The following is a 23,540-nucleotide window of genomic DNA, read 5'->3' as shown; positions in this document are numbered from 1 at the left end:
CCTGTGAGAACCGCCCGAGCCACCCCTTACCTGCTGGTGCTGCCCGCCTGGATCTGGCTGGCGATCCTGTTCGTGATGCCCCTGTGCGGCATGCTGTCGGTGTCGCTGATGACCGGCAACGTCATCGACGGCTTCACCCAGACCTGGCACGTCGCCACCTACGCCGACGCCCTCGCCCGGTACTGGCCCCAACTGCTGCGCTCGTTGGGCTACGGGCTGTGCGCCACGGTGCTGTGCCTGGTCATCGGCTACCCCGTCGCCTACTGGATCGCTTTTCGCGCCGGCCGCCACACCTCGACCTACCTGCTGCTGTTGCTGCTGCCGTTCTTCGTCGCCCAGATACTGCGCACGATCTCGTGGCGGTTCGTCCTCGGCGACAACGGGGTCGTGTTGGCTCCCCTCAAGCACATCGGCCTACTCCCCGAGAGTGCCCATATCCTCAGCACCGCCACCGCCGTCATCTTCGGCTTGGCCTACACTTTCCTGCCGTTCATGGTGCTGCCGATCTACGCCGTGCTGCGACGCATCGACCACCGGGTCGTCGAAGCCGCCCGCGACCTCTACGCCGGCCGATGGGCGACCTTCGGCCGCGTGGTGGTGCCCATGTCGCTGCCCGGCGTGTTCGCCGGTGTCCTCATGGTCTTCGTCCCCACCAGCGCCGACTATGTCAATGCCGCCGTGCTCGGCGGCACCCACACCACGATGATCGGTACCATCATCCACGCGCAGTATCTGGTCACCAACACCTACCCCATGGCGGCAGCACTCACGTTCGCGCTCCTGGCCGCCCTGTTGCTGGCTATCTTCGGCTATGCCCGAGCGCTGGGGACCGAACGGGTCATGGCCGTAGCGGCAGGGCGGACACCATGACCGTCCCCCACCGCCGGCCTCGCGTCGACTGGGGCAAGTACGTCACGTGGGCCGTGCTGGCGTGGCTGTTCACTCCCATCGTCGCCATGGTCGCGTTCAGCTTCAACGACATCACCGGCCGGCACAACGTCCGTTGGGAGGGCGTCACCCTCAAGTGGTACGGGCAGGCCTTCGCCTATCCCGACCTCAACGCCGCCTTGCTCAACACCGCCCTCGTCGGCGGGCTCACCATGCTCATCGCCGGCACCGTCGGCAGCCTCCTCGGCCTGGCCCTGGGCCGTCACCGCTTCCACGGCCAACGGGCGACCACCCTCGTCATGGTCGCCGCTGTCTGCGCGCCCGAGGTCGTCGTGGGCGCGGCGCTGCTGTCGCTGTTTTTGACCGTGAACGTCGCCACCGGCCTGGTAACCACCGTGCTCGCCCACGTCATGTTCACCGTCTCCTTCGTGGCGATCACCGTGCGGGCCCGAGCCCTGACCCTTGATCCCCGCCTCGAAGAGGCCGCCCGCGATCTCGGCGCCGGCCCCTGGGCGACGCTGCGCCTGGTGACACTGCCGATGCTGTCCCCGGCCATCATGGCGGGCGGGCTGCTCGCCCTCGCGCTGTCCGTCGACGACTTCATCATCACCACCTTTGTCAGTGGCGAGATGACCACGTTCCCGCTGTGGATCTGGGGCGCCACCCGCCTTGGTATCCCGCCGCAGGTCAACGTCATGGGAACGCTGATTTTCGCCGTCGGGGGCCTCCTGGCCCTCACCAACGCCCTCCTAGCCCGGAGCCGCCGCGCGGGCCGCGGCCTATGACGCTCCATGACAATCGTCATGGTCGGCGCCCCACCATCTCTCACCCCGCACTGGTGACAGCCGCCTCTGCCCGCCCCGCCGGCACCGCAGCACCATGGAGCCATGACCACGACTCGACAGGCTCCCCCACCGAGGCCACCACCCCCACCGAGCCCGCCATCAGTGCCGGGGACCGCTACATCGACACCGAGTTGGCCGTCAGCGCCATGACCGCGGGCGAGAGCCCCCTCACCGGGCGCGAGACCGACGTGCTGCGCGCCGCCGCCGACGGTTCCCCCGTGGCGGCGATCGCCCGCCTCCTGCACCTGACCGAGGGCACCGTCCGCAACTATCTCTCCAGCGCCATCACCAAGACCGGCGCCGACAACCGCATGGCCGCCGGCCGCACCCACCCCAAGAGATGGGCTGGCTCTAGGGGCCTGCCGGCGGTGGAAAAAGGGGCGGTGAAGCTGGGGCGCTACAGGAACCGCAGCACCAGCATCGCTGTGTCGTCGGTGTGGCCACCGGGAGCGAAGTCCTCCAGGTCGCGTTCGATCCGGGAGATCACCGCCTGGGCGGTCAAGCCGGAACAGCCCGCGAAGATCCGGGTCAGCCCCTCGTCGCCGAGCATGTCGTTGTCGTTGCGGCGCTCGGTCACCCCGTCGGTGACGGCCAACAGCACCTCGCCCGGAGCCACCTCAACGGTTTCGGTGAAGAAGTCCACGTCCTCGAACGCGCCCAGCAGCGGCTGGGACGTGGCCAACGCCGTCACCTCGCCGCTGCGACTCAGCCGCAGCGGCAGCGGATGCCCCGCCGAGACCAGCCGAATCCGCATGCCGCCGGCGGAGCCGTCGGCGGCCACGATCGGCGTCATCTCCCCGTAGAGCATCGTCAGGAAGCGCGTGGTCGTCGTCTCGTCCAGGATCGCCATGTTCAGCCGATGCATGATGTGAGCCGGCGAAAAGCCCTCCCGGGCCAGAGCGCGCAGCGTGTGGCGGGCCAGGCCGGTGACCGCCGCCGCCTCCGGCCCCGTGCCGCAGACGTCACCGATCGCGAAGCACCATCGGCCGTCAGTGGCGAACACGTCGTAGAAGTCGCCACCTACCACGGTCCGTTCGCCCGCCGGCTGGTAGAACACCGCGTGATCCACCCCCGGGATATCGGGCTCCTTCTCCCGCGCCGGCAACAGGCTGCGCTGTAGCGCCTCGCTCATCGACGTCTGGTTGGCGTACAGGCGGGCGTTCTCCATCGCCGACGACACCCGCTGAGCCAGATCGTCGGCGACGTTGACGTCCTCGTGGGTGAACTCGCTGTCGGGCCGCTGGCCGATCGTCAACCGTCCTAGCTCCCGCCCGTGCGCCACCAACGGGATGCTGATCGCCGGTGCCGTGGCCAGTTCGGTCGTCAACTCGTCGTCGATACCGGCCCGAATCAGCTCCGCGCGCCGCCACAACGGCCCCGGCTCCTGCTGCTGGCGCGGCGGCAACTCGGTCACCAGGTTGCGTAGCACATCGGTGTAGTTCTCGTTGTGGTGCGTCGCATGCGCCAGCCGCCACGTCCCCAACTCGCCGATCGTGTGCACCACGCACCACTCGCCCAGCCGCGACGTGGTCAACTGGGCGGCCAGCGCCGCCGTCATCTGCTCGTCCAACGTGCCGGCCAGCAAGTCGCTGGCCTCAGCGAGGAAACTCAACGAGGCCCGACGGGTCAGCTCCACCCGCGCCAACCGGGCCCGCTCCACCGGAAGCGCGATCCGGTCGGCTCCATCCTGGAGCCGCTCGGCCGCCGCCTTACCGAAATGGCGGATTCGACGCGAGGCCACACCGATCAGGCCGGTGATGCGTCCCTCTACGATCAACGGCGCCGTCACCAGGGAACGCATCCCCGCCGCCGCCAGCCGTCCCCGGTGGGCGCGCGCCAACATCAGGTCGTCGTTGATCACGGGCCCGGGCTCGGGAGCTGCCGAGGGGAAGGTTTCCTCCGTCCGACTGCGGAACGGTCGCCACGGCCCCGAACTCAACCCCACCGCGGTGCGCACCTCCCACTCGGTCTCGTCGGTGGTGGCCAGCGCGATGTAGGCCGCGTCTCCGCCCAATGCCGCCTTCGCGTACTCCACTGTGCGTTCCAGCAACTCCTCCATGCTCAGCCGCGCCGCCAGCGCGGCGTCGAGCGCGGCCCAAGGGTTGGTGCGCTTGCCGCGCCCGCGCTCCCGCGAGCTGTGCGAGGACGTCGGTGGGGCCAACGACGAGCGGGCACTCGTCTGCGGCTCGGTGTCTGCCACCCGGAACCAGACCGCCTTGTCGTCGGCGCTGTAGCTCACGCCCCAACTTGAGGCGATCGCTCCGGCCAGCGCCAACCCCAGCCCGCCGCTGCGGGTCTCGTCGCCCGGTGACGTCGAGGCGTCGATGCGCAGCGCTCCCACCGTCGGAACGGTACGCTCAGGGACACGGTCGGCCACCACGACTTCCACCGCCTCAGGCAGCCGTCGCACGGACAGCTCAACCGTGGTTTCAGCATGGACGATGGCGTTGGTCACCAGTTCGCTGACCAACAGGATGACGTCGTCGGATGTGCGCTCGGCCTCCCAATCGCGCAGCGTCTCCCGCACGAACTCGCGAGCCTCGCTCACGGCTTCCAGGCTGGGGGAGAACTCCTTGTAGGCAACCTTTATCGCGTCATGTGGCATCGTGAAGCCATGGGGTTTCGTCTCGTAAAGTTGCGATCGGGGCGGAGCGCGGGACGGAACAACGCACAAGCGTGCGCTCGTATCCCCTCATTATGTATCTACCCTGGACGTGGTGGTGCGCTGGAACTCTAGGTCCCCCCGGAACGCCACGGAACTTCGGTCATGATGTCAGAACGTTCACGTACCGAGTAGCCCGGCCAACAACGTAATGCACCTCGGCTCGCCCTGGGCGGGCCCGACACGCTACGGCGCCCTCGCCCCCGACGCGCGCCACCGGAGGCTTCGCACGGCGCCCGCACCACTGCCACCGGCACAGCGGCCGTCCATGGATTTCGCCCGGAGGAGGGGAACGATGCCTGAGGCGATGAACGCTTCAGTGACGGACGGGGAGCTCGACGAGCTCCTGGACGCTCTCTACAGTATGCGCGACGGCGATTTCAGCGTACGGCTGAATCCTCGCGCCCAAGGCAAATACGGTGAGATCGCGACCGTCTTCAACCAGGTGCTCGACCACTGTGATCAGCTTAGCGACGAGCTACAGCGCGTAGGCACCGTCGTCAGCACTGAAGGGCGACTCACCGAACGCCTGTCGATCAGCCCCGCCAAGGGAGCGTGGGGCAAGAGCGTACGCTCGCTCAACCACCTCCTGGACGAGGTGAGCGAGCCCGTCACCTCCGTGGCCCAGATCCTCGACTGCGTGGCCAACGGCGACCTGTCACAGCGGGTCGACCTTACCAGCCGACACGGCTCCCTCCACGGCGACCTGCTGCGACTCGCGACGTCGGTCAACCGTATGGCCGACCAGATGTCCGGCTTCACCCTCGAGGTGACGCGCGTGGCGCGCGAGGTCGGTACCGAAGGCAAACTCGGCGGCAGCGCCCGCGTGGAGAACGTCTCCGGCGCTTGGCGCGACGTGACCGAGGCGGTCAACCAGATGGCGGCGCGCCTGACCGCCCAGGTGCGCGACATCTCCACCGTGACCGTCGCCGTGTCCCGCGGCGACCTCAGCCGCAAGGTCACCGTCGATGTCCAAGGCGAGATGCTCCAGCTCAAGGACACCGTGAACACCATGGTGGACCAACTGTCGACCTTCGCCGACGAGGTGACGCGGGTGGCGCGTGAGGTGGGGACTGAGGGCAAGTTGGGAGGTCGCGCCAACGTCAAAGGCGTCTCCGGCATATGGAAGGACCTGACCAACAACGTCAACTCCATGGCCGACAACCTCACCAACCAGGTGCGCGACATTTCCCAGGTCACCACCGCCGTCGCTCGCGGTGACCTGACCAGGAAGGTCACCGTTGACGTGCAAGGCGAGATGTTGGCGTTGAAGAACACGGTCAACACCATGGTCGACCAGCTCGACTCCTTCGCCGACGAGGTGACGCGGGTGGCGCGTGAGGTGGGGACTGAGGGCAAGTTGGGAGGTCGCGCCAACGTCAAAGGCGTCTCCGGCATATGGAAGGACCTCACCGACAACGTCAACTCCATGGCCAAGAGCCTGACCTACCAAGTACGCAACATCTCGCAGGTCACCACCGCTGTGGCCAAGGGCGATCTCACCAAGAAGATCACCGTGGACGCTCAGGGCGAGATGCTGGCCCTCAAGGACACCGTCAACACGATGGTCGACCAACTGGAGTCGTTCGCCGACGAAGTCACCCGCATGGCCCGCGAGGTCGGCACCGAAGGCAAGCTCGGCGGCCAAGCCCACGTCCGCGGCGTGTCCGGGGTCTGGAAGGACCTCACCGACAACGTCAACTCCATGGCCAACAACCTGACCCACCAGGTGCGCCAGATCTCCATCGTCACCACCGCCGTCGCTCGCGGCGACCTGACCAAGAAGGTCACCGTCAACGCCAAGGGCGAGATCCTCGAACTCAAAGACACCATCAACGTGATGGTCGACCAGCTCTCCGCGTTCGCCGACGAGGTGACGCGGGTGGCGCGTGAGGTGGGGACTGAGGGCAAGTTGGGAGGTCGCGCCAACGTCAAAGGCGTCTCGGGGATCTGGAAGGACCTCACCGAGAACGTCAACTCGATGTCGCACAACCTCACCACTCAAGTGCGCAACATCTCCCAGGTGACCTCAGCCGTGGCCGCCGGTGACCTCAGCAAGAAGATCACCGTCGACGTGCAAGGCGAGATGCTGGAGCTGAAGGACACCATCAACACCATGGTCGATCAGCTCTCGGCCTTCGCCACAGAGGTCACCCGCGTCGCCCACGAGGTCGGCAGCGAAGGTCAACTCGGCGGACAGGCCAAGGTCGACGGCGTCTCGGGCACCTGGAAACAGCTCACCGACAGCGTCAACGAACTCGCCGGCAACCTCACGACCCAGGTGCGCGCCATCGCCGAAGTGGCCAGCGCCGTCACCCGCGGCGACCTCACCCAGTCGATCCACGTCGGCGCCCGCGGCGAGCTCGCCACCCTCAAGGACAACATCAACCTGATGGTCTCCAACCTGCGAGAGACCACGGCGGGCCAGCGCGACGAGGACTGGCTCAAGAGCAACCTCGCCCGCATCTCCGGCCTCATGCAGGGCCACCGCGACCTCAACGAGCTCGCGCGACTCATCATGACCGAGGTCACCCCGCTCGTCGACGCCCAGCACGGCGCGTGCTTCCTGCCCGAGGACGACAACGACAACGACACCTTCCGCCTCTACGCGGGCTTTGGCTACCAGCCCGACGACCCCCGGCGCCGCATCACCTCCGGGGTCGGCCTGGCCGGCGAGGCCATCGCGCAGAAGAAGGAGATGATCATCAACAATGTCCCCGGCGACTACGTCAAAATCGAGTCCGGCCTGGGGCAAGCGCCACCGCTGAGCGTCGTGATCTTCCCGATCCTGTCCGAGGACCGGGTGCTGGGCATCATCGAACTCGCCTCCTACGGCGAGTTCCGCGAGATCCACCTCAATTTCTTGCGCCAGCTCATCGGGCTCATCGCCGCCACCATCAACACCATCCTGGCCAACTCCAAGACCGAATACCTGCTGTTGCAGTCCCAGCAGCTCACCACCGCCCTGCAAGAGCGCTCCAACGAGCTGCAACGCCAGCAGGAGGAACTGCGCCGCAAGAACGCCGAACTGCACAGTAAAGCCGGTCAGCTCGCCAGCCAGAACCGCGCGATCGAGCTACAGAACCGCCAGATCGAGCGGGCGCGGCGTTCCCTGGAGGACCGTGCCCACCAGCTCCAGGTGTCGTCGAAGTACAAGTCGGAGTTCCTGGCGAACATGTCGCACGAGCTGCGGACTCCGCTCAACAGCCTGCTCATCCTGGCCCGGCTGTTGGCCGACAACACCGAGCAGAACCTCACCTCCAAGCAGGTGGAGTTCGCCCAGACCATCCACAAGGCCGGCAGCGACCTGTTGCAGCTCATCGACGAGATCCTCGACCTGTCCAAGGTGGAGGCCGGCCGTATGGAGCTGCGCCCCGGCGACGTGTCGATCAACCAACTCGTCGACTACGTCGAAGCCTCCTTTCGCCCCATGGCCAGCGACAAGGGTCTCGCGTTCACGGTGGAGGTCTCCCCGGACATTCCGAACTTCCTGTGGACCGACGAACAGAAGATGCAGCAGGTGCTGCGCAACCTGCTGTCCAACGCCGTCAAGTTCACCAGTACCGGGGAGGTGCGCCTCCTCATCGAGCCGGCCTGGGCCCTAGAAGACGCTGACCTCGACGTCTTCGGCGAGCACGAGGAGGTCATCGCCTTCTCTGTGGCCGATACCGGTATCGGCATCCCCAACGACAAGCTCCAGGTCGTCTTTGAAGCCTTCCACCAAGGCGACGGCGGCACCAGCCGCAGGTTCGGCGGAACCGGGTTGGGGCTGTCCATCAGCCGCAACATGGCGCGACTCCTCGGCGGCGAGATCCGGGTGCAAAGCTCGCTCGGCGAAGGCAGCACGTTCACCCTGCTGCTGCCCGTGCGCCTGCCCGAAGGCACCAGCGAACGGCTCGACGCCACCGACGTCATGCCTCCCCTGGCGATGAGCGAGTCCCAATCCGACATCGAACGGTTCACCGAAGCCGAGGACACGCCCACCGTCCCTGTCGAGCGCGAGACCAGCGCCACTGCGCTCGAATCCGAGGACACCGAGGAGCCCTCGTCGGTCCCCGTCCTGCAAGAACCCCAAGCCGGAGCACAGGGGAGCCACGGCGGCCACGAGCCCCGAGAGGACCCCGAACGCGACAGTGTGCTGGCAGGCAAACGAGTGCTCATCGTCGACGACGACATCCGCAACGTCTTCGCCCTGACCAGTGCCCTCGAAGCTCACGGGTTGGAGGTGCTCTACGCCGACAACGGCCACTCGGGCATCGAAAAACTCGAAGCCAACGAGGATATCGCCCTCGTCCTCATGGACATCATGATGCCCGAACTCGACGGTAACGCCACGACCCGGGCCATCCGCGAAATGCCCCAGTTCGCCGATTTGCCCATCGTCTCGCTCACTGCCAAAGCCATGCAGGGCGACCGTGACCGTAGCCTCGAATCCGGCGCCTCCGACTATGTCACCAAACCGGTCAACCTCGACCACCTGCTTGACGTCATGCGGTCGTGGTTGGATCGGGGAGACACCGTGCCCCCTGAAGCGACCCCCGAAACCACCGAACCCGAAGCCGACAGTGCGACCGGTAACACGACAGGCAGCGTCGCCAAAAGTGTCGCCGGCAGCCACGACGACCACGAACAACGGAGCGGCGATGCGCAGTGAGCCAGCCCCCTACGGGGCACACGGTCACATCCCGGCGTCCGGACCGCCGAATCCGCGGCCGGCGAGCACCGGAAGGCGGGTGGGCGCCCGTGCCGCGTAAAGCCAACATCCTGCTCGTCGACGACCGCGAAGACAACCTCACAGCGCTGGAGGCCATCCTCACCTCCCTCGACCAGAACCTGGTCCGCGCCAGCTCCGGCGAGGCCGCGCTCAAGGCGCTGCTCGAAGGGGACTTCGCCGTCATCCTCCTCGACGTGATGATGCCCGGCATGGACGGTTTCGAGACCGCCGCCCACATCAAACAGCGCGAGAAGACCAAAGACATCCCCATCATCTTCCTCACCGGCGCCGGCATCGACCGCCATCAGGTCTTCCGCGGATACGCCTCCCGTTCCATCGACTACCTCACCAAGCCTTACGACCCGTGGGTGCTGCGCTCCAAAGTCGAGGTCTTCGTGGAGCTGTACCAGACCAAACGCCAGCTCTACGAACAATCCGCGCAGCTTCGCCGACAACTCGGCGACGACGGCAACGACAGTCGCACGCTCTCGGCTATCGACCACCTCGTCGCCACGACCGAAGAGATCGACGTCGAGATGGGACGCCTCCGCCAGCGGCTCCTTGACGACGAGCGCGAGACCGACGGTCACACTATGGCCATAGTGCGCGAACTGGGGCGTTCCGTATCCGAGATGAAGACCCTCGTCGAGGCGTTGCGCGGCCCCGAGTGACCTGCCCCAACGGCCGGCTGGTCTCCCCGACAGCCACGCCACGCCGGCCAGACCGCGGGAATCACGCGACAGCGTGAACTCTCTCCCCAACGGGCGGGGGGAGAGCTAGCCTAGAGGGCATGGATCTCGCGATCGTGTGTCCCGAATGCCAGGGCACCGGCTACCGCGTCAGCGTCGTCGGATACGTCGGCAGCGACATAACCGGGGAGATGGTCGTCCCTCGAGAATGCCGCTGGTGCAACAACACTGGCCGCATCCAAACCTCGGGATGGAGCTGGCCCTAACCCGTTCCCGTAGCAGCCCAGCCGGCTCCCCCGTCCCCATCTGGCACTCACCCGGTGGGCGGCGGGGGCAGCGCCAACCCGATGTGTTCCCCGATCTCCTCGATCAGCCCCAGGTCAGCTAGCCGGAACGAGCCTCGGTTACTGCGTCGGATCAGCGTCAACGCGCCACGTACCTCCTGGTGGGCGCGTAGCGGAACACACATCAGCGACCCCGCGCCCAGCACGCTGAGCAGCGGCACACCATCGGGTGTGCGCCCGAGCAGCGTCTCGTCGTCGATCAATTGGTACAACTGCGACTGCTCACCGGAGAGCACCTCGCGCACCAGCTCGGAGGCCAGCGGGTCCAGCTCCTGCACCAACGCGCGGTGCTCCCCTTCGCTCGGGCCGGCCACGACCGCCCGCCGTGCCTGCTGCGCACCTTCGGCCACGTCGCACAGATCCAGCACCACCCAGTCGGCGTAGGAGTCGGCGAGCAGCTCGGCCGCCTCGTCGAGCGCCAGCCCGGAGCCGCCCCCATCGGGGCCGGCGCTGCGCAGCAGCAACCGCGTCATCCGCGTCAACACATCCAGTCGCCGCGCCGCCAACACCACCACCTGCTCCTCTACCTCCGGCTCCAGCGGCGCGGGCCCCTCGTCGCCCCCTTCCAAGGTCGGCGACACCACCACCAGCACCAGCGGGTTGGTCTCGGTGGGCACGTCCAGCCGCGACAGCGTCAACCGCACGTCCTCAGCCCACCCGCGCCGCGCCAGCCGCGAGTCGAAAGACACCGGTTCACCGCCCCGCAGCACGGTCGCCAGCCATGACCGCATAGCGGCCCGGCTGCGCAGATCCACGAAGATAGCGAAGGGTTTGCCCGTTAGGTAGCCACTCGCACTGCCCAGTCGCTGCGCCCCCAACGTGTTGACGCGCCGGATATAGCCCTCGTGGTCCAGCAGCGCCACAGGCACGCTCAACTGCGTGAAAACGGCCCGCAGTACTGCCCGCTCCTCGTCGGCCGAACTACGCCGGGGCGTCCCACCGCTTTTCCCCGAATCGTTTTCCCCCGAACTCAGCCGTCCCGCGCACGCGCGCAGCAGCTCCTCAGCAAACCCCAACTCGGCCAATGCCGCGTCGGCCGTACTCGCGGCCTCACCGGGGTAGGTGGCGTGGGTGTCGCGCAGGGCCGTGATCCGGCCGCTCAGATCGGTGATCTCTCGTTCGAGATCAGTCAGGTTCTCCGCCACGTCCCCGCCTCCTGAGCTCCCGTCTGCTGGCTTGCCCCCGGCAAGGGACCGCGCCCCCATCCCCGAGGACGACGTTAATGCATGCTCTTGCTTGCCGGATTCGAGCGGTTACCGTGGGCGGGAAGGGGCGCCGGCCGGCGGAGCGACCGAAACGGGGCGAAGCGATGTGGGTCGAACGGTTCGCGAGAGACATCGGTGAGCTTGGGCAAACCGGGACCGGCACCCCGCAGCGCGCCCTTGACCAGATGAGCCGAGTGGCAGCGCGCGACATCCCCGGCTGCTCAGCCGCACTCATGGTGCTCTGGCGCGATCTCGGGGCCCACGGCCACGCGGCCCCCGCTGGACGTCACGTCGTCGTCGACTACGGCGCCTCCCACTCCGATCTCGCTACCGCCTTTGAATACCAGTACACCACCGACCAGGGGCCCACGGTCGCCGCGGTGCGCGACATGGTCACCGTACGGGTCGGCGACACCCTCCGCGACCAGCGCTGGCCCCGCTACACCAGCATGGCCGTCCAATGCGGCGATCGCTCCTCCGTGACCTTCCCCTGCGAGCTGGACGAGGAGGTCGTCACCTTCGGCCTGCACTCGGTGCGAGCCGACACCTTCGACGGGGAGCGGGTCACCCCGCTGGTCGTCCTGCTCGCCGAACACGCCGCCATGGCGTTGCACAGTGCCGGCCGCTACACCGACGCAGCCAAGGACGCCGCCCACATGCGGCGCGCCATGTCGGCCCGCTCCGTCATCGAACAAGCCAAGGGGATCGTCATGCACGCGCGCGGCTGTGACGCCACCGAAGCGTTCGAGGAGCTACGGGCGCTCGCCCAGCGTAAGCGGATCAAAGTCACAGAGCTCGCTCAGCGTCTGGTCGAAGAGAACGCTGCGGCCACCGGGACGGGTGGCGCCTGACCCCTGAGTCGGCGCGGTGCCTCTCGAATCCGGGATTGTCCCTGTGATCACGGTCTACGGAATATATGTGGCCACCCCAAATGACGCTAAGGTGGCGGAGTGGAGTTCACGTCCGACATAGCTGTCCGGACCGAGGGCGAGGTTGTGGTGGTGGCGCCGGTGGGCGAGCTTGATGCCACAACATCCCCACGGCTCGCCGAGACACTTGAGGCCATCATCAGCGCCGACACCTCCTGTCGAGGGCTCGTCCTCGACTTTTCCGGCGTGGACTTCTGCGACTCCCGCTGTATCGGGGTGCTCGTTTCCTCCTACCGGATGGCTAGGGACCGGGGGATCAGGTTGGCAGTCGCCGCTCCTCAACGTGGTGTGCTGCGGTTGTTTGTCATCGCCGGTATCGATCAGGTCCTCACGGTCGAGGACGATCCCCAGCGGGCCATGAAGACCGTGCTGGGCTAAGCGAGGGGTGAGCATGGGTCTGTCCCCCTCCGGCGGGGCCGGACGGGGCAGGGTGGGGGAGCTGCGCGTTAGCCGCCGGGTGGGTCGTGGATCGGGGGATGGTGCCGGGTGGCTTGGTAGTGCTTGTGCAGATTGTGGGTGCGGCAGAGCGGTTGCAGGTTCGCCAGGTTGGTGGAGCCGCCGCGACTCCAGGGGGTGACGTGGTCGCCCTGGCAATACCGTACGGGTACGTCGCACCCTTCGTGCCAGGCGCAGGTGGTGTGGTGGACCTGGAGGGCACGGCGTTGGCCGGGGGTGATCAAGCGGTGGGTGCGGCCGACGTCGAGGACGGTGCCGCTGGCGGGGTCGGTGAGGATGCGCCGCAGCCAGCAGTCGGTGGCCAGTGCGCGAACGGCCGCATCGGGCAGCAGGGTGCCGGTGTCGGTGCGGGCGGGTTCGGCGTGCGGTAGGGCTTTCTCCGCCGCTCCCGCTGCCTGGTGGTTCTGGTCGGCGGTGAGACGGCCCAGCGGCACGATGACGTTGAGCAGCGGCTTGCGCGGGCTGGTGGTGGGGGCATCGTCGCGGTGCTCCGCGGCCCACGTCAGGGTGTGGACGAGGGCGTCGAAGCGGCGCTGTCCCGAGGTGCGTTCGTCGCCGCTGGTGGGGGCGGTGTCGAGACAGGCGCGCAGGATCTCACCGTGGAGCGCGTCGCCCCAGGCTTCCAGGTAGAAACCGCCGCCCGGTGTGGCGGTGAGGTTGAGTGAGCGCTGCTCGTGGCGGTGCCGGAATTCTTGGTCCGCGCGATCGGGGTTCAACGCTAGCCGGAGGGTCCGCACGGCTCGGCCGATGTGTCCGCAGGTGGCCTGGGGGAGTCGGGCCACCTCCAAGAGCCGCTGTTCGGCGGCGGCCTGGAACTCGGTTGCCTCGGGCCACTGCTCAGTGCAGCGCTCGCGGGTGGCCTTCTCGACTCCGTGGGCCAGCTCGCCGTAGTGACCCAACGAGATCTCGTTCGCCTCGAAGGCGGCCTGGGCGTCGGGCAGTGTGGCGGCGGCCCGGGCGGTGGCGGCCAACTTGGTGGCGTTGCTAGCGGGTATGCCGGCGCTGGTCTGCATCCATTTTTCCAAGTTGGGCTGCCCGGTAGCGCCGCGCCCGGCGCTGCGGTGAGCTTGGTGGGCCGCGCGCGCCCACGCCGCGGTTGCATGGTCCAGGTGGGGCCAGAGGTCGGCGAGAGCCTGGGCCTGTTCACCGGCGACTCCCGGAGGGAGATCCTGCTCGGCGATCCTGGAGAGTTCCTGGGCAGCCTCAGCCAGCAAGGCGGCGGCGCGTTCGAGCCCATTGGGGCTAGGCGCCTGTTGCGGGCCGGGCTGCTCGATCATGTCTCCATTCTATCCGGCTTCTTTGGTCCATTCCAGCTTTCGGGGAAGAATTGTCGATTGATTTTCGAGGCTTCTGTGAGCTGCTATGGCTAAAGAAAATGTGCAGAAAAATCAAGAGGGAATTTGCTCTTGTGGATAACTTGTCCTCTGGATGTGTCGCATGGGGAATGGTGGGGGTGAAGGTGTGCCCCTCCTAGCCGAGGCGCGCCCGCCCCCTTGCTCGTCCTCGCTGCCCTAGCCTGCCGCTGCGGCTTCCGATGGGCAGTGCCTCACCCCAAAGGCGCCCCTAACGGCGGCGAGAACAGTTCGCGCGCTGCGGGCCCGCGAACCAACGCCCTGTTCTCCTCTGGTTGCGTCCTCTATTTGCCTCGCGTCGACCGGAATCGTGCGGCAGTTTTTCTTCTGGAGAGGCGGAAGTATAGCTTCAGCGTCTTCGAGTGAGAAAAGAAACGAAAGTATGTGGAAAAGATATCCCGAGGAGGACACGCCGTCCGGTGGCTGTGCCGGATTCCTGTTCGGCGCCGCGGATGTGGGGAACGGTGATCTCGCACAACCCGGTGTCGGAGCTGAAGAGCGCCGCCCGATGGTCGATCTCCGCGGTCTCGCAGCCGTTGGCCGTTGCCCTTTCCGCAGGTGGCGTCATGCCATCACTCCGGACATCAGTGTCGCTGTCCCCCGCCTAGTCTGGAGTGCTGTCGTGGGTGGCCGACAGTTCGCTCCCGCCGGTCAGCGTCTGCTCGTAGACGCGCACGGTCTCCTCGGCGACGCGCGTCCAGGTGAACCGGGAACCTGCCCGGTCGCTCCCGGCGATACCGAAGGCGGTTCGGGAGGTGGCGTCGGCGGCGAGCTGCCGCACAGCACGCGCCAGTCCCTCCGGGCGGGAGGTGCGCAGCAGTGTGCCGGTGGTGCCGTTGAGGACGGCGTTGGCGGTGTCGTTGCTGGCTTTGGCCACCACGGGCAGGCCGCAGGACATCGCCTCCAGTACGGCCCCGCCGTAGGGATCGTACTCACCGGCGGAGAGGTAGATCTCGGCCGAGCGCAACAGTCGCGGCAGCTCCTTGCGCGACACGTTTCCCACCAGCGTCACGCGGTCGTCGACGCCCAGTTCCTTGGCACGCAGTTCCAGGCGGCGGACGTGAGGGTCGAGGGCGAATTCCTCGGCCTCGGGGCCGCCGGCGATGGCCAGCTCGGTGTTGGGAACGCGGGCGATGATGTCGATGAGGTGTTCAGCGCCCCAGCCCGCGCTCAGGTTGGCCACGGATACGATGCGCCGGCGGCCCGCGCCGCTTCTCTGGTTGCGAGGCCATGGCCAGCCGCCTGCGCTGCCTTCGGGGGTGAAGTGGTCGGTGTCGACACCGTAGGGGATGACGTTGATGTGGGCGCGTGGCCGGCCCGCGCGCGTGAGTTCGAGGCGCTGGTCGGTGGAGTTGACGATCACCGCGTTGGCGCGGCCGGCGATGGCTGATTCCATGCGGTTGCGGTCCTCGCGGCGGGGCAGGCCGGCGCGTTGTTCGGCGCTGTTGAGCGAGTGCAGCGTCTGCACGATGGGTGGGGTGTCGATGGCCTCGGCGGCGGTGCGGCTGGCTGATAGGGCCGCCAGTCCGCTCGTCCAGTTGACGGCGTGGATGACGTCGGGTCTGTCGGCGGCGAGAGCGGTGGCGAGGTGTCTGGCGAAGGTTCCGGTGTGGTCGACGGCTTCGTCCTCGGTCAGGGGACGCTGTGGCCCGGCCTGAAGGTGATCGACGGTGACGCCACGCCCCATGCGGGCGTGATCCGGTGTGTGGGGGGAGCTACTGCGGGAGTAGACGCTCACGCGGTGGCCCAAGGCGGCCAACTCCCGGGCGAGGCAGGCGATGTGGACGCTGTCAGCGGTGCTGGTTCCGCCTTTGTAGGCAGTCAGTGGAGCGGCGTGTTCACAGATCAGGGCGATCTTCACTAGAGACTCCTCTTCGGCGAGACAGCGATGCTCGGCGAGATAGCGGTGCTCGACGAGGTAGTGGTGACGCGGTCGCTGCGGAAGTGGGTAAAGCGATCGGGGCGATCGCGGTGCGCGCCTTGGTCAGGCGCGCGGCGGGGGGTGCGTGACCCGGCAGCGACTGGGCTAGGGCGCGAAAGGCGACAAGAGGAAGGAGAGGGGCCGCAGCGGGGATCGTGGGAGGGAAAGAATGGAAAAGCAGCGGGAAGACGCATGGGGACCACACCTTGAGCCGTTCGTTCGATACGGAGGGCGTTCGTCGCCCTGACCGGCTGTCGCTGCCGGGTGCGAGCGGCCACCGGCGAAGGTGTGTCTGCGTCTTAGACACTCACTACTCGCCATTTTTCCAGATCCCCCTGGGGCAAACAAATGTCGTAGCCGGTGTGGTGCGGACACGTCGCCGCTCGGCAGGGGGAGGGGCGCACGGGCGCGGTGGAGCGCGGTGGGAGCGAGAGTTGCGGGCGCGTTTCGGCGTTGGCCGCTCGTCCTGCTCACGCCGCTAGAGTCGCCGGTGACGGGATTGCGGTGCGTTCGCTTGGCGCGGTTGCCGCGCGGGGTGGGACTTGTGTGGACGGTGTGGTTGTCGATGCCGGCGACGGCGGCTCTGCAAGAGTGGCGGCCTATGGTGGTCTGCTGCCTCATCCTACGGTCGCGCCGGTGCGCTCGCCCTGGTTCCGGCTGTTCACGTGCGTGGTTTTGACTAACCCCCGAAGGGCGCACAGGCTTTGCTATGCGGGCAGGATGTGGCCTGAGTGGGTTTCTCTTGCCTTGGGACAGTCACAAGAACTGCGCATCATGGCGATTTCCGCCATGATGTACGCGGATTTCGTCCACGGCCGGCGGTCCACCGATACGGTTACATGATCAACGCGCTTCATCCAACGTCCGGATGGGGCGTTGTTTGGGAGTGTGCGGCAGAGGCGGCAGACACTGCCGATGAAACAGGAGGTAGGGCGCATGGGTGTCGATGGCGGGGCAGTAACGGTTACGGCCCTCACGCACCGGGGCGCTGTTCGCAAGGCCAACGAGGATGCCGTGGTCATGGGGTCACTCACGGTCGCGGGGGCCGATATGAACGCGCCCGCCCGCTGTGTGCTGCCGCTGACCGGTTCGGTCGTCGTCGCGGTCGCCGATGGGCTGGGCGGCCATGCCGCCGGGGAGATCGCTTCGGAACATGCCGTGCACCGCATGGCGGAGAGTGGCCCCAATATTCAGCGTCCCGAGGATGTCGACGAACTACTCAAACACGTTGACGAGGAGATCAAGGAGCACGCCGGGCAGCACGCCGAGTTCTCGGGCATGGGAACGACGGTGGCCGGCATGCTCCTTACCAGTGAGGGCAACTTCTGGTTCAACGTGGGCGACTCTCGCACCTACCGGTTGCAGGACGGGCGGCTGATTCAGCTCTCCCAGGACGACTCCCCTTCGTTGCCCCCGGGGGAGGACGGCGCCCCGATCACCACGAATTTCATCACGCAGTCTCTGGGCGGCAGCGGTGCCCACGCGATGACCCCCCACGTGGGCCGGGACCCCGAGCCTGGTCCCGGGGCCTGGCTGATGTGCAGTGACGGGCTTTCCGACCTGGTGCCGTTGGAGGAGATGGAGCGCATTATCGCCAGCTCCGACGGCGACCAGCTCGCTGTGCACCGGCTGTGGGAGGCGGCGATGGAGGCATCGGGGCGCGACAACATTTCGATCATCCTCGCCCGCCGCGGCTGAGCCCCTCGCGTGTCCCCACTGGTGTGCTTTGAGGGGCGTCTCAGCGGCACCTCGCGGCCAAGCGAGGTGCCGCTGAGACGCCGCTAGGGCGTCATTCGGTGATGCTGCGCCCGGTGGGACCACTCCCGCCGCTCGCCTGGGGGCTGGGGTGGTCGCCGGCCGCGACGGCTGGCTTCGCGAGCCGGGCCTTGGGCCGCTCATCTTCGGGAGGAAGTGCCCCCCGAACCGCCGCGCCGTATCCGGATGAGAAGGATCACGATTAGCGCGACGATCGCAATCGCCACGATCGCCCCGACGACGGGGCCCATAGCCGACGTGGGCGACGACGTTTCGCTCGCCTCGTCGGCTGTCAGTGACGTGCTCGTTGCATCGGGGTGCGGTTCGTCTGGGGCGGCCGAAGTCGGCGTGCTGTCCGCTGCGGTTTCCTGTGCGGTTTCCTGGGGTGCGGCCACGGCTTGCTCAGGCAGCGTGAACGTCAGTTCGTCCTCAAGTGGGTGGCCGTCGGCCGAGATGATGCGGTATGAGACGGTGTACTCGCCAGCCGACTGTAGCGGCGCCAACGCGACGCTGGCCTTGCTGCCGTCGATGCTGACATCGCCCTCGCTGTAGCTCGCGCCCTGCGGGCCGGTGACGACGATGCCGTTGCCGCCTTCGCCGACCTCGGCGTTGAAGGTCAACGTGACGCGCTCGGGCATGCTGTCGACGGTGGCCCCGTCTTCGGGGAAAGAGCTGATCAGGGCGTTGTGGGCCTGGGCGGCCGGCGCCGGGCCCAGCACCAGCAGCAGCATCGCGGCCAGGAAAGCCGGCAGGGCGCCATGGCGCCGCATGACCGCGGGCATGGGGTGCATGTGATTACCTCTCGCGGGTGTTCGGTCGTGTGCGTCCATGTATTACGGACACACCGACGCCGCTGGGGCAACCGGGCGGGGAAACCTTTCGGCAGTACCGGCGGGATGAGAGAGCCGTTTCAGCTCGCTATGGCGAGCTCGCGGCGCATGGAGCGGCGCTCTTCGGGGGTGGTGCCGCCCCAAACGCCGTGTGCTTCCCCGGCGCGGAGGGCCCACCGTAGGCACTCGCGTTGGACGACGCACGTGCGACAGATGGCTTTGGCCAACGCGGCGTCGTTCTCCCCGGTGCCGGTGGTGGTCACGGGAAAGAACAGTTCCGGGTCGTACTGCCGGCACGCTCCTTGCAGGACCCAGTCTTCGCTTTCGTGGTAAAGGCGGTTCACCAGGTGCCTCCGATCCCTGGTTCGTGTTTTTCGCCCCGTGGCACGCCGCCGTGGGGCGGGTTGTGGCCGCCCAGCGACCGGGTCACTTCCCGGCGGTGGGAGGCGCGTCCTCGTTGCGGGCGGTCACGGGCTTTCCGCGCGGAGACGGCTCGCGCGCCCGAGGGACGCCACCACAACGTGACTCGACCAATTGTAGTACTACGTTTGGTCGTACTACAGGAGGTAACCGGCAAAACTTTTCCGTTGGAGGAACGGTCAGTATCGGCTGTGAGCTGCGCTTTTATTAGTCATATGCCGTGTTGGCGCCCCTGGAGTCCCGGTCGTTCGGCGCGCGGTGGGCTTCGCTGCCATTCGGCGGGTTCATTACCGCTGTGGACTGGGGTTTTGCATGGCGGCGGCTGTCTGTTGGCCGGGTGGGGCGGTTCCACTGGGGGTGCACGTCTCCATTCCCCATGGCGCCATTGAGACGTGTCTTACAGTGATGGGCGCCACGAGTCCAGTCAGATCGGCTAAGAACGTATTAATTCTTTGTGAGTTATGACACCCTTAAAATTTCGTCAGAGCCGCGTGGCGAGGACTGCGCCGAAGGGTTCCGCTCCAGCGGGGAGGTGTGTCGTGACTGGGGAGGCTCTCGGCATATGGCGCTCGAAAACCCTGGTGAAGCCAGTGGTTCCGGCTCAGTGGGGTGGGGGTACCTCCCCGGGAGGAAACCGGGTGGGAGGTTATGATCCAGACTAAATAGACAGGCCATACCCATTGAAACATAGGCGAAACATTTGGGGTCGAGCGAGGGAAATCGCTGCTCAGGAACGTTCGCTATGTTTTTGGTCCGTGCCTCAGCAACGAACACACGTCGCCGACCAAGACGACCCGGCCCATACCGAGGAGGGCGCCCGGGCCGCCCTGAGCGTTAGCTCCGATGGAGTGCGCCTAGGGGTGCCTTCGCTCGATGACGGTCGACACCTATGGGAACTGGCCCGAGACTCGGGACTGGACGTCAACTCGCCCTACGCCTATGTCATGTGGTGTCGCGACTTTGCAGAAACCACAGTCGTGGCCCGCGACGCCCAGGGACGGCTGCGTGGCTTTGTCACGGGCTACATTCGGCCCGGTCAGTCCGACACCTACTTCCTGTGGCAGGTCGCGGTGGACGGACAGTTCCGGGGGCGCCGTTTGGCCCGCCGCATGCTCGATCACATCGGTGATCGCATCGTCAGCGCGGGCTTGACGTATCTGGAAGCCACCGTGACGCCCGACAACACCGCCTCGCGCGCCCTCTTCGCCTCCTTTGCCCGCGACCGGGGTGCCGAGCCGGTATGGACGTCGCTGTTCGAGCGCGAGCACTTTCCCGACAGTGGTACCGAGACCCACGAACCAGAGGAACTCGTCCGCATCGGCCCGTTGTCCTGAAGCCTTCGCATCCGCCCAGACAACATCCATCGACCCACCCAGTCGTCAAAGCCACGAGCCCACGAACTTGGGGAAAGGATTCAAGAAGAACGATGGAGATCTTCGACCGTCTCGAATCAGAAGTCCGCAGCTACTGCCGTAGCTGGCCGGCTGTCTTCAACGAGGCGAAGGGCAGCTACCTCTATGACGAAGCGGGGCATCCTTACCTCGACTTCTTCGCGGGGGCTGGTTCGCTCAACTATGGGCACAACCACCCCGAGATCAAGACCAAACTCATCGAGTACCTCATGAGCGACGCCGTGGTCCACAGCCTGGACATGTACTCGGCGGCCAAACGGGAGTTCCTGCGTACCTTCGGAGAGGTCATCTTGCAGCCGCGGGGACTCGACTACAAGATCCAGTTCCCCGGCCCGGCGGGTAACAACGCCGTCGAGGCCGCACTGAAACTGGCGCGAAAATACACCGGTCGTGAGACCGTCATCAGCTTCACCAACGCCTTCCACGGCATGACACTCGGCGCGCTCGCGGTCACGGGGAACTCGATGAAGCGCGGCGGCGCCGGTGTGCCGCTCAACCACGCGGCCACGATGCCCTTCGACAACTACATGGACGGCCAGACGCCCGACCTGCTGTGGCTGCGCAGTCTGCTGGAAGACAGCGGTAGCGGGCTCGACAAGCCCGCCGCGGTCATCGTCGAGACCGTGCAGGGTGAGGGCGGCATCAACGTCGCCAGCCCCGAGTGGCTGCGCGGCCTGGCCGACCTGTGCAAGGAATACGAGATCCTGCTCATCGTCGACGACATCCAGATGGGCTGCGGGCGCACGGGGAGCTTCTTCAGCTTCGAGGAATCCGGCATCGTGCCCGACATCGTCACTCTGTCGAAGTCCATCAGTGGCTACGGCCTGCCAATGGCCCTCACGCTGTTCAAGCGCGAACTGGACGTGTGGGAGCCGGGCGAGCACAACGGCACCTTCCGCGGCCCCAGCCCCGCCTTCGTCACCGGCACCGCGGCCCTCGACACCTTCTGGCGCGACGACCGCCTGGAGAAGGAGATCCGCGTCAAGGGCGACATCGTTCAGGCCAAACTGCGCGAGATCGCTGACGAGCACCCCGAGCTTGGGCTCCAGACGCGCGGGCGCGGTCTCGCCCACGGGTTGGTTTTCGAGCGGCCCGAGGTGGCCGACAGCGTCTGTGAGGAGGCGTTCAAGCGGGGGCTCCTCGTGGAGACCTCCGGCCCTGAGGACGAGGTCGTCAAGTTGCTTCCCGCGCTGACGATCAGCACTGGGGACCTTGAGCGCGGCCTGGATATCCTCGCTGAGGCCACCCGTGCCGCCACCAAGGCGCCCCAGCCGGCCTAAGAAACGTATCTCCGCCGTCACACGGCGCATAGTTCGGGGGCTCCGGCAACGTTCCGGAGCCCCCCTCGTGGGGCACAACACCACACACAGCGACTAGAGGGGCAGCAAGACGTGATCGTGCGCAGCCTAGACGAGATCGACGGCACCGACGCCGACGTCAAGACCGACAACTGGAGGAGCCGCCGGATCGTCTTGGCACGGGACGGCGTCGGTTTCTCCTTCCACGAGACGGTTCTCTACGCCGGTACCGAGACCAGCATGTGGTACGCCAACCATGTCGAGCTCGTGCACTGCATCGAGGGCGAAGCCGAGATCACCAACGACGAGACTGGTGAGACCCATCACATAACGCCGGGGACGCTGTATCTTCTCGATGGCCACGAGCACCACACGGTTCGCGCCAAGACCGACTTTCGCGTGCTGTGCGTGTTCAACCCACCGGTCACAGGACGCGAGGTACACGACGAGAACGGGGTCTACCCGCTGCTCGTCGAGGAACCGGCGACCAAAGAGTGAGCCTTAGCACTGGTTATAACCGTCGCCGCCGGAAAAGTCGCCTACCAGCGTAAGGAGAAGATCCCTAGAGGGGGTATCGGCATGACTGCGTTGACGACCGATTTCGAGCAGCCGACCATGGACGACTACCCGACCCGCAAGAGCACCGAGCCTGCGCTGCTGTACCGCAAGGACCCGGTGGTGTGGGGTACCCCCGCCGACGGCCCTATGGACCAGTCCAGCCTCGACAGCTTCGACGAAAAGGGCTATTTGCAGGTCGAGTCACTGGTCACCCCGGAGGAAGTTGAGAAGTACCGCGCCGAGCTGGACCGCCTGGCCGGCGACGAGGATCTCAAACGCGACGAGCGCACCGTTGTGGAGCGCTCCTCCAACGAGGTGCGCTCGATCTTCGAGGTGCACAAGATCAGCGAGGTCTTCGCTGACCTGGTGCGCGATCCCCGGGTCGTCGGTCGCGCCCGCCAGCTCCTCGGATCTGACGTCTACATTCACCAGAGCCGTGTCAACTACAAGCCCGGTTTCGGGGGCGGAGACTTCTACTGGCACTCCGACTTCGAGACCTGGCACGCCGAAGACGGGATGCCTCGGCCTCGTGCGCTGAGCCTCTCGCTCGCGCTGACCGACAACTACCCCTACAACGGTCCGCTCATGATCATGCCGGGCTCGCACAAGACCTACGTCTCGTGCGTCGGTGAGACGCCCGAAGAGCACTTCCGGGAGTCGTTGAAGAAGCAGGAGATCGGCACACCCGATCAGGCCAGCCTGTCGATCCTGGCCGACAAGCACGGCATCGACCTGCTCACCGGCCCGGCCGGCGGCGGTCTGTTCTTCGACTGCAACTGTATGCACGGCTCCGGCGGCAACATCTCGCCCTACCCGCGCTCCAACGTGTTCATCGTCTTCAACAGCGTTGAGAACACCTGCGTGGAGCCCTTTGCCGCGCCTTCGCCGCGCCCGCCCTTCATCGGCGCGCGCGACTTCACTCCCGTGCGATAGGTCCCTGCTGCCCTGACGCGAAGGGCGCAACGATCCCATGCGGGGCCGGTGCCGGCCCCGCGAACCGCGCGTGAGGCAACTGCCGGTGACTGGGGCACCCGTGCGGCCCCGGTCACCGGCTTTTGTTATGCCGGCTTCTGTAACGATCAGGTACTACTTCGTTACTCATAGACGATCTTGGGCACGCATGTTCCCAAGTGTCAGACGTTCCGGTTACCCGGAACCCGGTTGGTTCTCGGAGGCGGCTGTTCCCCACGACATCTCTATCTCTGCCGGCCTCCGGCCAACCCGCCCGCATCCCACGGCGCCTCCCCTTATCGGGCGGGCGC

Annotated in this window: 18 protein-coding genes and 1 pseudogene; 13 read left to right on the top strand and 6 right to left on the bottom strand. The window is 66.7% G+C overall.

Annotated elements, in window-relative coordinates; all coding sequences use genetic code 11:
* Positions 1 to 3 precede the first annotated feature (3 nt).
* The 3 genes and pseudogenes from ABD848_RS16675 to ABD848_RS16665 form a co-directional block, all read left to right on the top strand.
* Positions 4 to 870: an ABC transporter permease gene (locus ABD848_RS16675; RefSeq protein ID WP_344972953.1), complete on the top strand. Its 867-nt coding sequence runs from the start codon at positions 4 to 6 to the stop codon at positions 868 to 870.
* On the top strand, positions 867 to 1,673 hold the full coding sequence (locus ABD848_RS16670) for an ABC transporter permease (RefSeq protein ID WP_344972951.1): 807 nt from the start codon (positions 867 to 869) through the stop codon (positions 1,671 to 1,673). Before ABD848_RS16675 ends, ABD848_RS16670 begins: the two co-directional genes overlap by 4 nt.
* 158 nt (positions 1,674 to 1,831) lie before the next feature.
* Positions 1,832 to 2,088: pseudogene (locus ABD848_RS16665) on the top strand (response regulator transcription factor); the annotation flags it as partial.
* 42 nt (positions 2,089 to 2,130) lie between these two features.
* On the opposite strand, the gene ABD848_RS16660 reads toward ABD848_RS16665, so the two are convergent.
* Entirely contained in the window at positions 2,131 to 4,338 is a 2,208-nt protein-coding gene (locus ABD848_RS16660; RefSeq protein WP_344972949.1) for a SpoIIE family protein phosphatase, read from the bottom strand.
* Positions 4,339 to 4,690: 352 nt separating this feature from the next.
* Here ABD848_RS16660 and ABD848_RS16655 point away from each other — a divergent pair, with 352 nt between their 5' ends.
* The 3 genes from ABD848_RS16655 (at position 4,691) to ABD848_RS16645 (ending at position 10,064) form a co-directional block, all read left to right on the top strand.
* Positions 4,691 to 9,049 (top strand): HAMP domain-containing protein, encoded by a 4,359-nt coding sequence (locus tag ABD848_RS16655; RefSeq protein WP_344972947.1) that lies wholly within the window; start codon positions 4,691 to 4,693, stop codon positions 9,047 to 9,049.
* 89 nt (positions 9,050 to 9,138) lie between these two features.
* A complete protein-coding gene (locus ABD848_RS16650) occupies positions 9,139 to 9,780 on the top strand; it encodes a response regulator (protein ID WP_344972945.1) in 642 nt (213 codons plus the stop codon).
* Between the two features lie 119 nt (positions 9,781 to 9,899).
* A complete protein-coding gene (locus ABD848_RS16645; protein ID WP_344972944.1) occupies positions 9,900 to 10,064 on the top strand; it encodes a hypothetical protein in 165 nt (54 codons plus the stop codon).
* Between the two features lie 47 nt (positions 10,065 to 10,111).
* Here ABD848_RS16645 and ABD848_RS16640 read toward each other — a convergent pair whose 3' ends face one another.
* Positions 10,112 to 11,287, bottom strand: a complete 1,176-nt coding sequence (locus tag ABD848_RS16640) for a GAF domain-containing protein (RefSeq protein ID WP_344972943.1) — start codon at positions 11,285 to 11,287, stop codon at positions 10,112 to 10,114.
* A 164-nt stretch (positions 11,288 to 11,451) separates the two neighbouring features.
* Here ABD848_RS16640 and ABD848_RS16635 point away from each other — a divergent pair, with 164 nt between their 5' ends.
* Positions 11,452 to 12,198 (top strand): ANTAR domain-containing response regulator, encoded by a 747-nt coding sequence (locus tag ABD848_RS16635; protein WP_344972941.1) that lies wholly within the window; start codon positions 11,452 to 11,454, stop codon positions 12,196 to 12,198.
* Between the two features lie 99 nt (positions 12,199 to 12,297).
* Positions 12,298 to 12,654 (top strand): STAS domain-containing protein, encoded by a 357-nt coding sequence (locus tag ABD848_RS16630; RefSeq protein ID WP_344972939.1) that lies wholly within the window; start codon positions 12,298 to 12,300, stop codon positions 12,652 to 12,654.
* 68 nt (positions 12,655 to 12,722) lie between these two features.
* On the opposite strand, the gene ABD848_RS16625 is transcribed toward ABD848_RS16630, so the two are convergent.
* Together ABD848_RS16625 and ABD848_RS16620 are read right to left on the bottom strand one after the other, a co-directional pair.
* Positions 12,723 to 14,009 carry an HNH endonuclease signature motif containing protein gene (locus ABD848_RS16625; protein WP_344972937.1) on the bottom strand — a complete coding sequence of 429 codons (1,287 nt, stop codon included), beginning with the start codon at positions 14,007 to 14,009 and terminating at the stop codon, positions 12,723 to 12,725.
* Positions 14,010 to 14,688: 679 nt separating this feature from the next.
* Positions 14,689 to 15,945 carry a glycosyltransferase gene (locus ABD848_RS16620; RefSeq protein WP_344972935.1) on the bottom strand — a complete coding sequence of 419 codons (1,257 nt, stop codon included), beginning with the start codon at positions 15,943 to 15,945 and terminating at the stop codon, positions 14,689 to 14,691.
* A gap of 996 nt (positions 15,946 to 16,941) precedes the next feature.
* Here ABD848_RS16620 and ABD848_RS16615 point away from each other — a divergent pair.
* Positions 16,942 to 17,703 carry a PP2C family protein-serine/threonine phosphatase gene (locus ABD848_RS16615; RefSeq protein WP_344972981.1) on the top strand — a complete coding sequence of 254 codons (762 nt, stop codon included), beginning with the start codon at positions 16,942 to 16,944 and terminating at the stop codon, positions 17,701 to 17,703.
* Positions 17,704 to 17,900: 197 nt separating this feature from the next.
* Here the strand turns inward: ABD848_RS16615 and ABD848_RS16610 are convergent, their stop codons facing one another.
* Positions 17,901 to 18,551 (bottom strand): copper resistance CopC family protein, encoded by a 651-nt coding sequence (locus ABD848_RS16610; protein WP_344972933.1) that lies wholly within the window; start codon positions 18,549 to 18,551, stop codon positions 17,901 to 17,903.
* 119 nt (positions 18,552 to 18,670) lie between these two features.
* Positions 18,671 to 18,934, bottom strand: a complete 264-nt coding sequence (locus ABD848_RS16605) for a WhiB family transcriptional regulator (RefSeq protein WP_344972931.1) — start codon at positions 18,932 to 18,934, stop codon at positions 18,671 to 18,673.
* 831 nt (positions 18,935 to 19,765) lie between these two features.
* On the opposite strand from ABD848_RS16605, the gene ectA reads away from it, so the two are divergent.
* The 4 genes from ectA to thpD all read left to right on the top strand — a co-directional run bounded on the left by ectA (position 19,766) and on the right by thpD (position 23,211).
* Positions 19,766 to 20,344, top strand: coding sequence for a diaminobutyrate acetyltransferase (gene ectA / locus ABD848_RS16600; protein WP_425567573.1), 579 nt, complete (start codon positions 19,766 to 19,768; stop codon positions 20,342 to 20,344).
* Between the two features lie 92 nt (positions 20,345 to 20,436).
* A complete protein-coding gene (ectB, locus tag ABD848_RS16595) occupies positions 20,437 to 21,702 on the top strand; it encodes a diaminobutyrate--2-oxoglutarate transaminase (RefSeq protein WP_344972929.1) in 1,266 nt (421 codons plus the stop codon).
* A gap of 111 nt (positions 21,703 to 21,813) precedes the next feature.
* Complete coding sequence (locus tag ABD848_RS16590) at positions 21,814 to 22,218, top strand: ectoine synthase (RefSeq protein ID WP_344972927.1); 405 nt, start codon at positions 21,814 to 21,816, stop codon at positions 22,216 to 22,218.
* Between the two features lie 81 nt (positions 22,219 to 22,299).
* Positions 22,300 to 23,211 carry an ectoine hydroxylase gene (thpD, locus tag ABD848_RS16585; protein ID WP_344972925.1) on the top strand — a complete coding sequence of 304 codons (912 nt, stop codon included), beginning with the start codon at positions 22,300 to 22,302 and terminating at the stop codon, positions 23,209 to 23,211.
* The last annotated feature ends 329 nt before the right edge of the window (positions 23,212 to 23,540 follow it).

The sequence above is a fragment of the Salinactinospora qingdaonensis genome (assembly GCF_039539445.1).
In the GTDB taxonomy this organism is placed as follows: domain Bacteria; phylum Actinomycetota; class Actinomycetes; order Streptosporangiales; family Streptosporangiaceae; genus Salinactinospora; species Salinactinospora qingdaonensis.
This window is presented reverse-complemented; position numbering and strand designations above follow the sequence as displayed.

Bases quoted from the DNA above. Each gene is read 5' to 3' on its own strand.
- ABD848_RS16670 (WP_344972951.1), top strand. From the start codon at position 867: ATGACCGTCCCCCACCGCCGGCCTCGCGTCGACTGGGGCAAGTACGTC.
- ABD848_RS16625 (WP_344972937.1), bottom strand. From the start codon at position 14,009: ATGATCGAGCAGCCCGGCCCGCAACAGGCGCCTAGCCCCAATGGGCTC.
- ABD848_RS16645 (WP_344972944.1), top strand. From the start codon at position 9,900: ATGGATCTCGCGATCGTGTGTCCCGAATGCCAGGGCACCGGCTACCGC.
- ABD848_RS16660 (WP_344972949.1), bottom strand. From the start codon at position 4,338: ATGCCACATGACGCGATAAAGGTTGCCTACAAGGAGTTCTCCCCCAGC.
- ectB (WP_344972929.1), top strand. From the start codon at position 20,437: ATGGAGATCTTCGACCGTCTCGAATCAGAAGTCCGCAGCTACTGCCGT.
- thpD (WP_344972925.1), top strand. From the start codon at position 22,300: ATGACTGCGTTGACGACCGATTTCGAGCAGCCGACCATGGACGACTAC.
- ABD848_RS16610 (WP_344972933.1), bottom strand. From the start codon at position 18,551: ATGCACCCCATGCCCGCGGTCATGCGGCGCCATGGCGCCCTGCCGGCT.
- ABD848_RS16655 (WP_344972947.1), top strand. From the start codon at position 4,691: ATGCCTGAGGCGATGAACGCTTCAGTGACGGACGGGGAGCTCGACGAG.
- ABD848_RS16615 (WP_344972981.1), top strand. From the start codon at position 16,942: ATGGGTGTCGATGGCGGGGCAGTAACGGTTACGGCCCTCACGCACCGG.
- ABD848_RS16635 (WP_344972941.1), top strand. From the start codon at position 11,452: ATGTGGGTCGAACGGTTCGCGAGAGACATCGGTGAGCTTGGGCAAACC.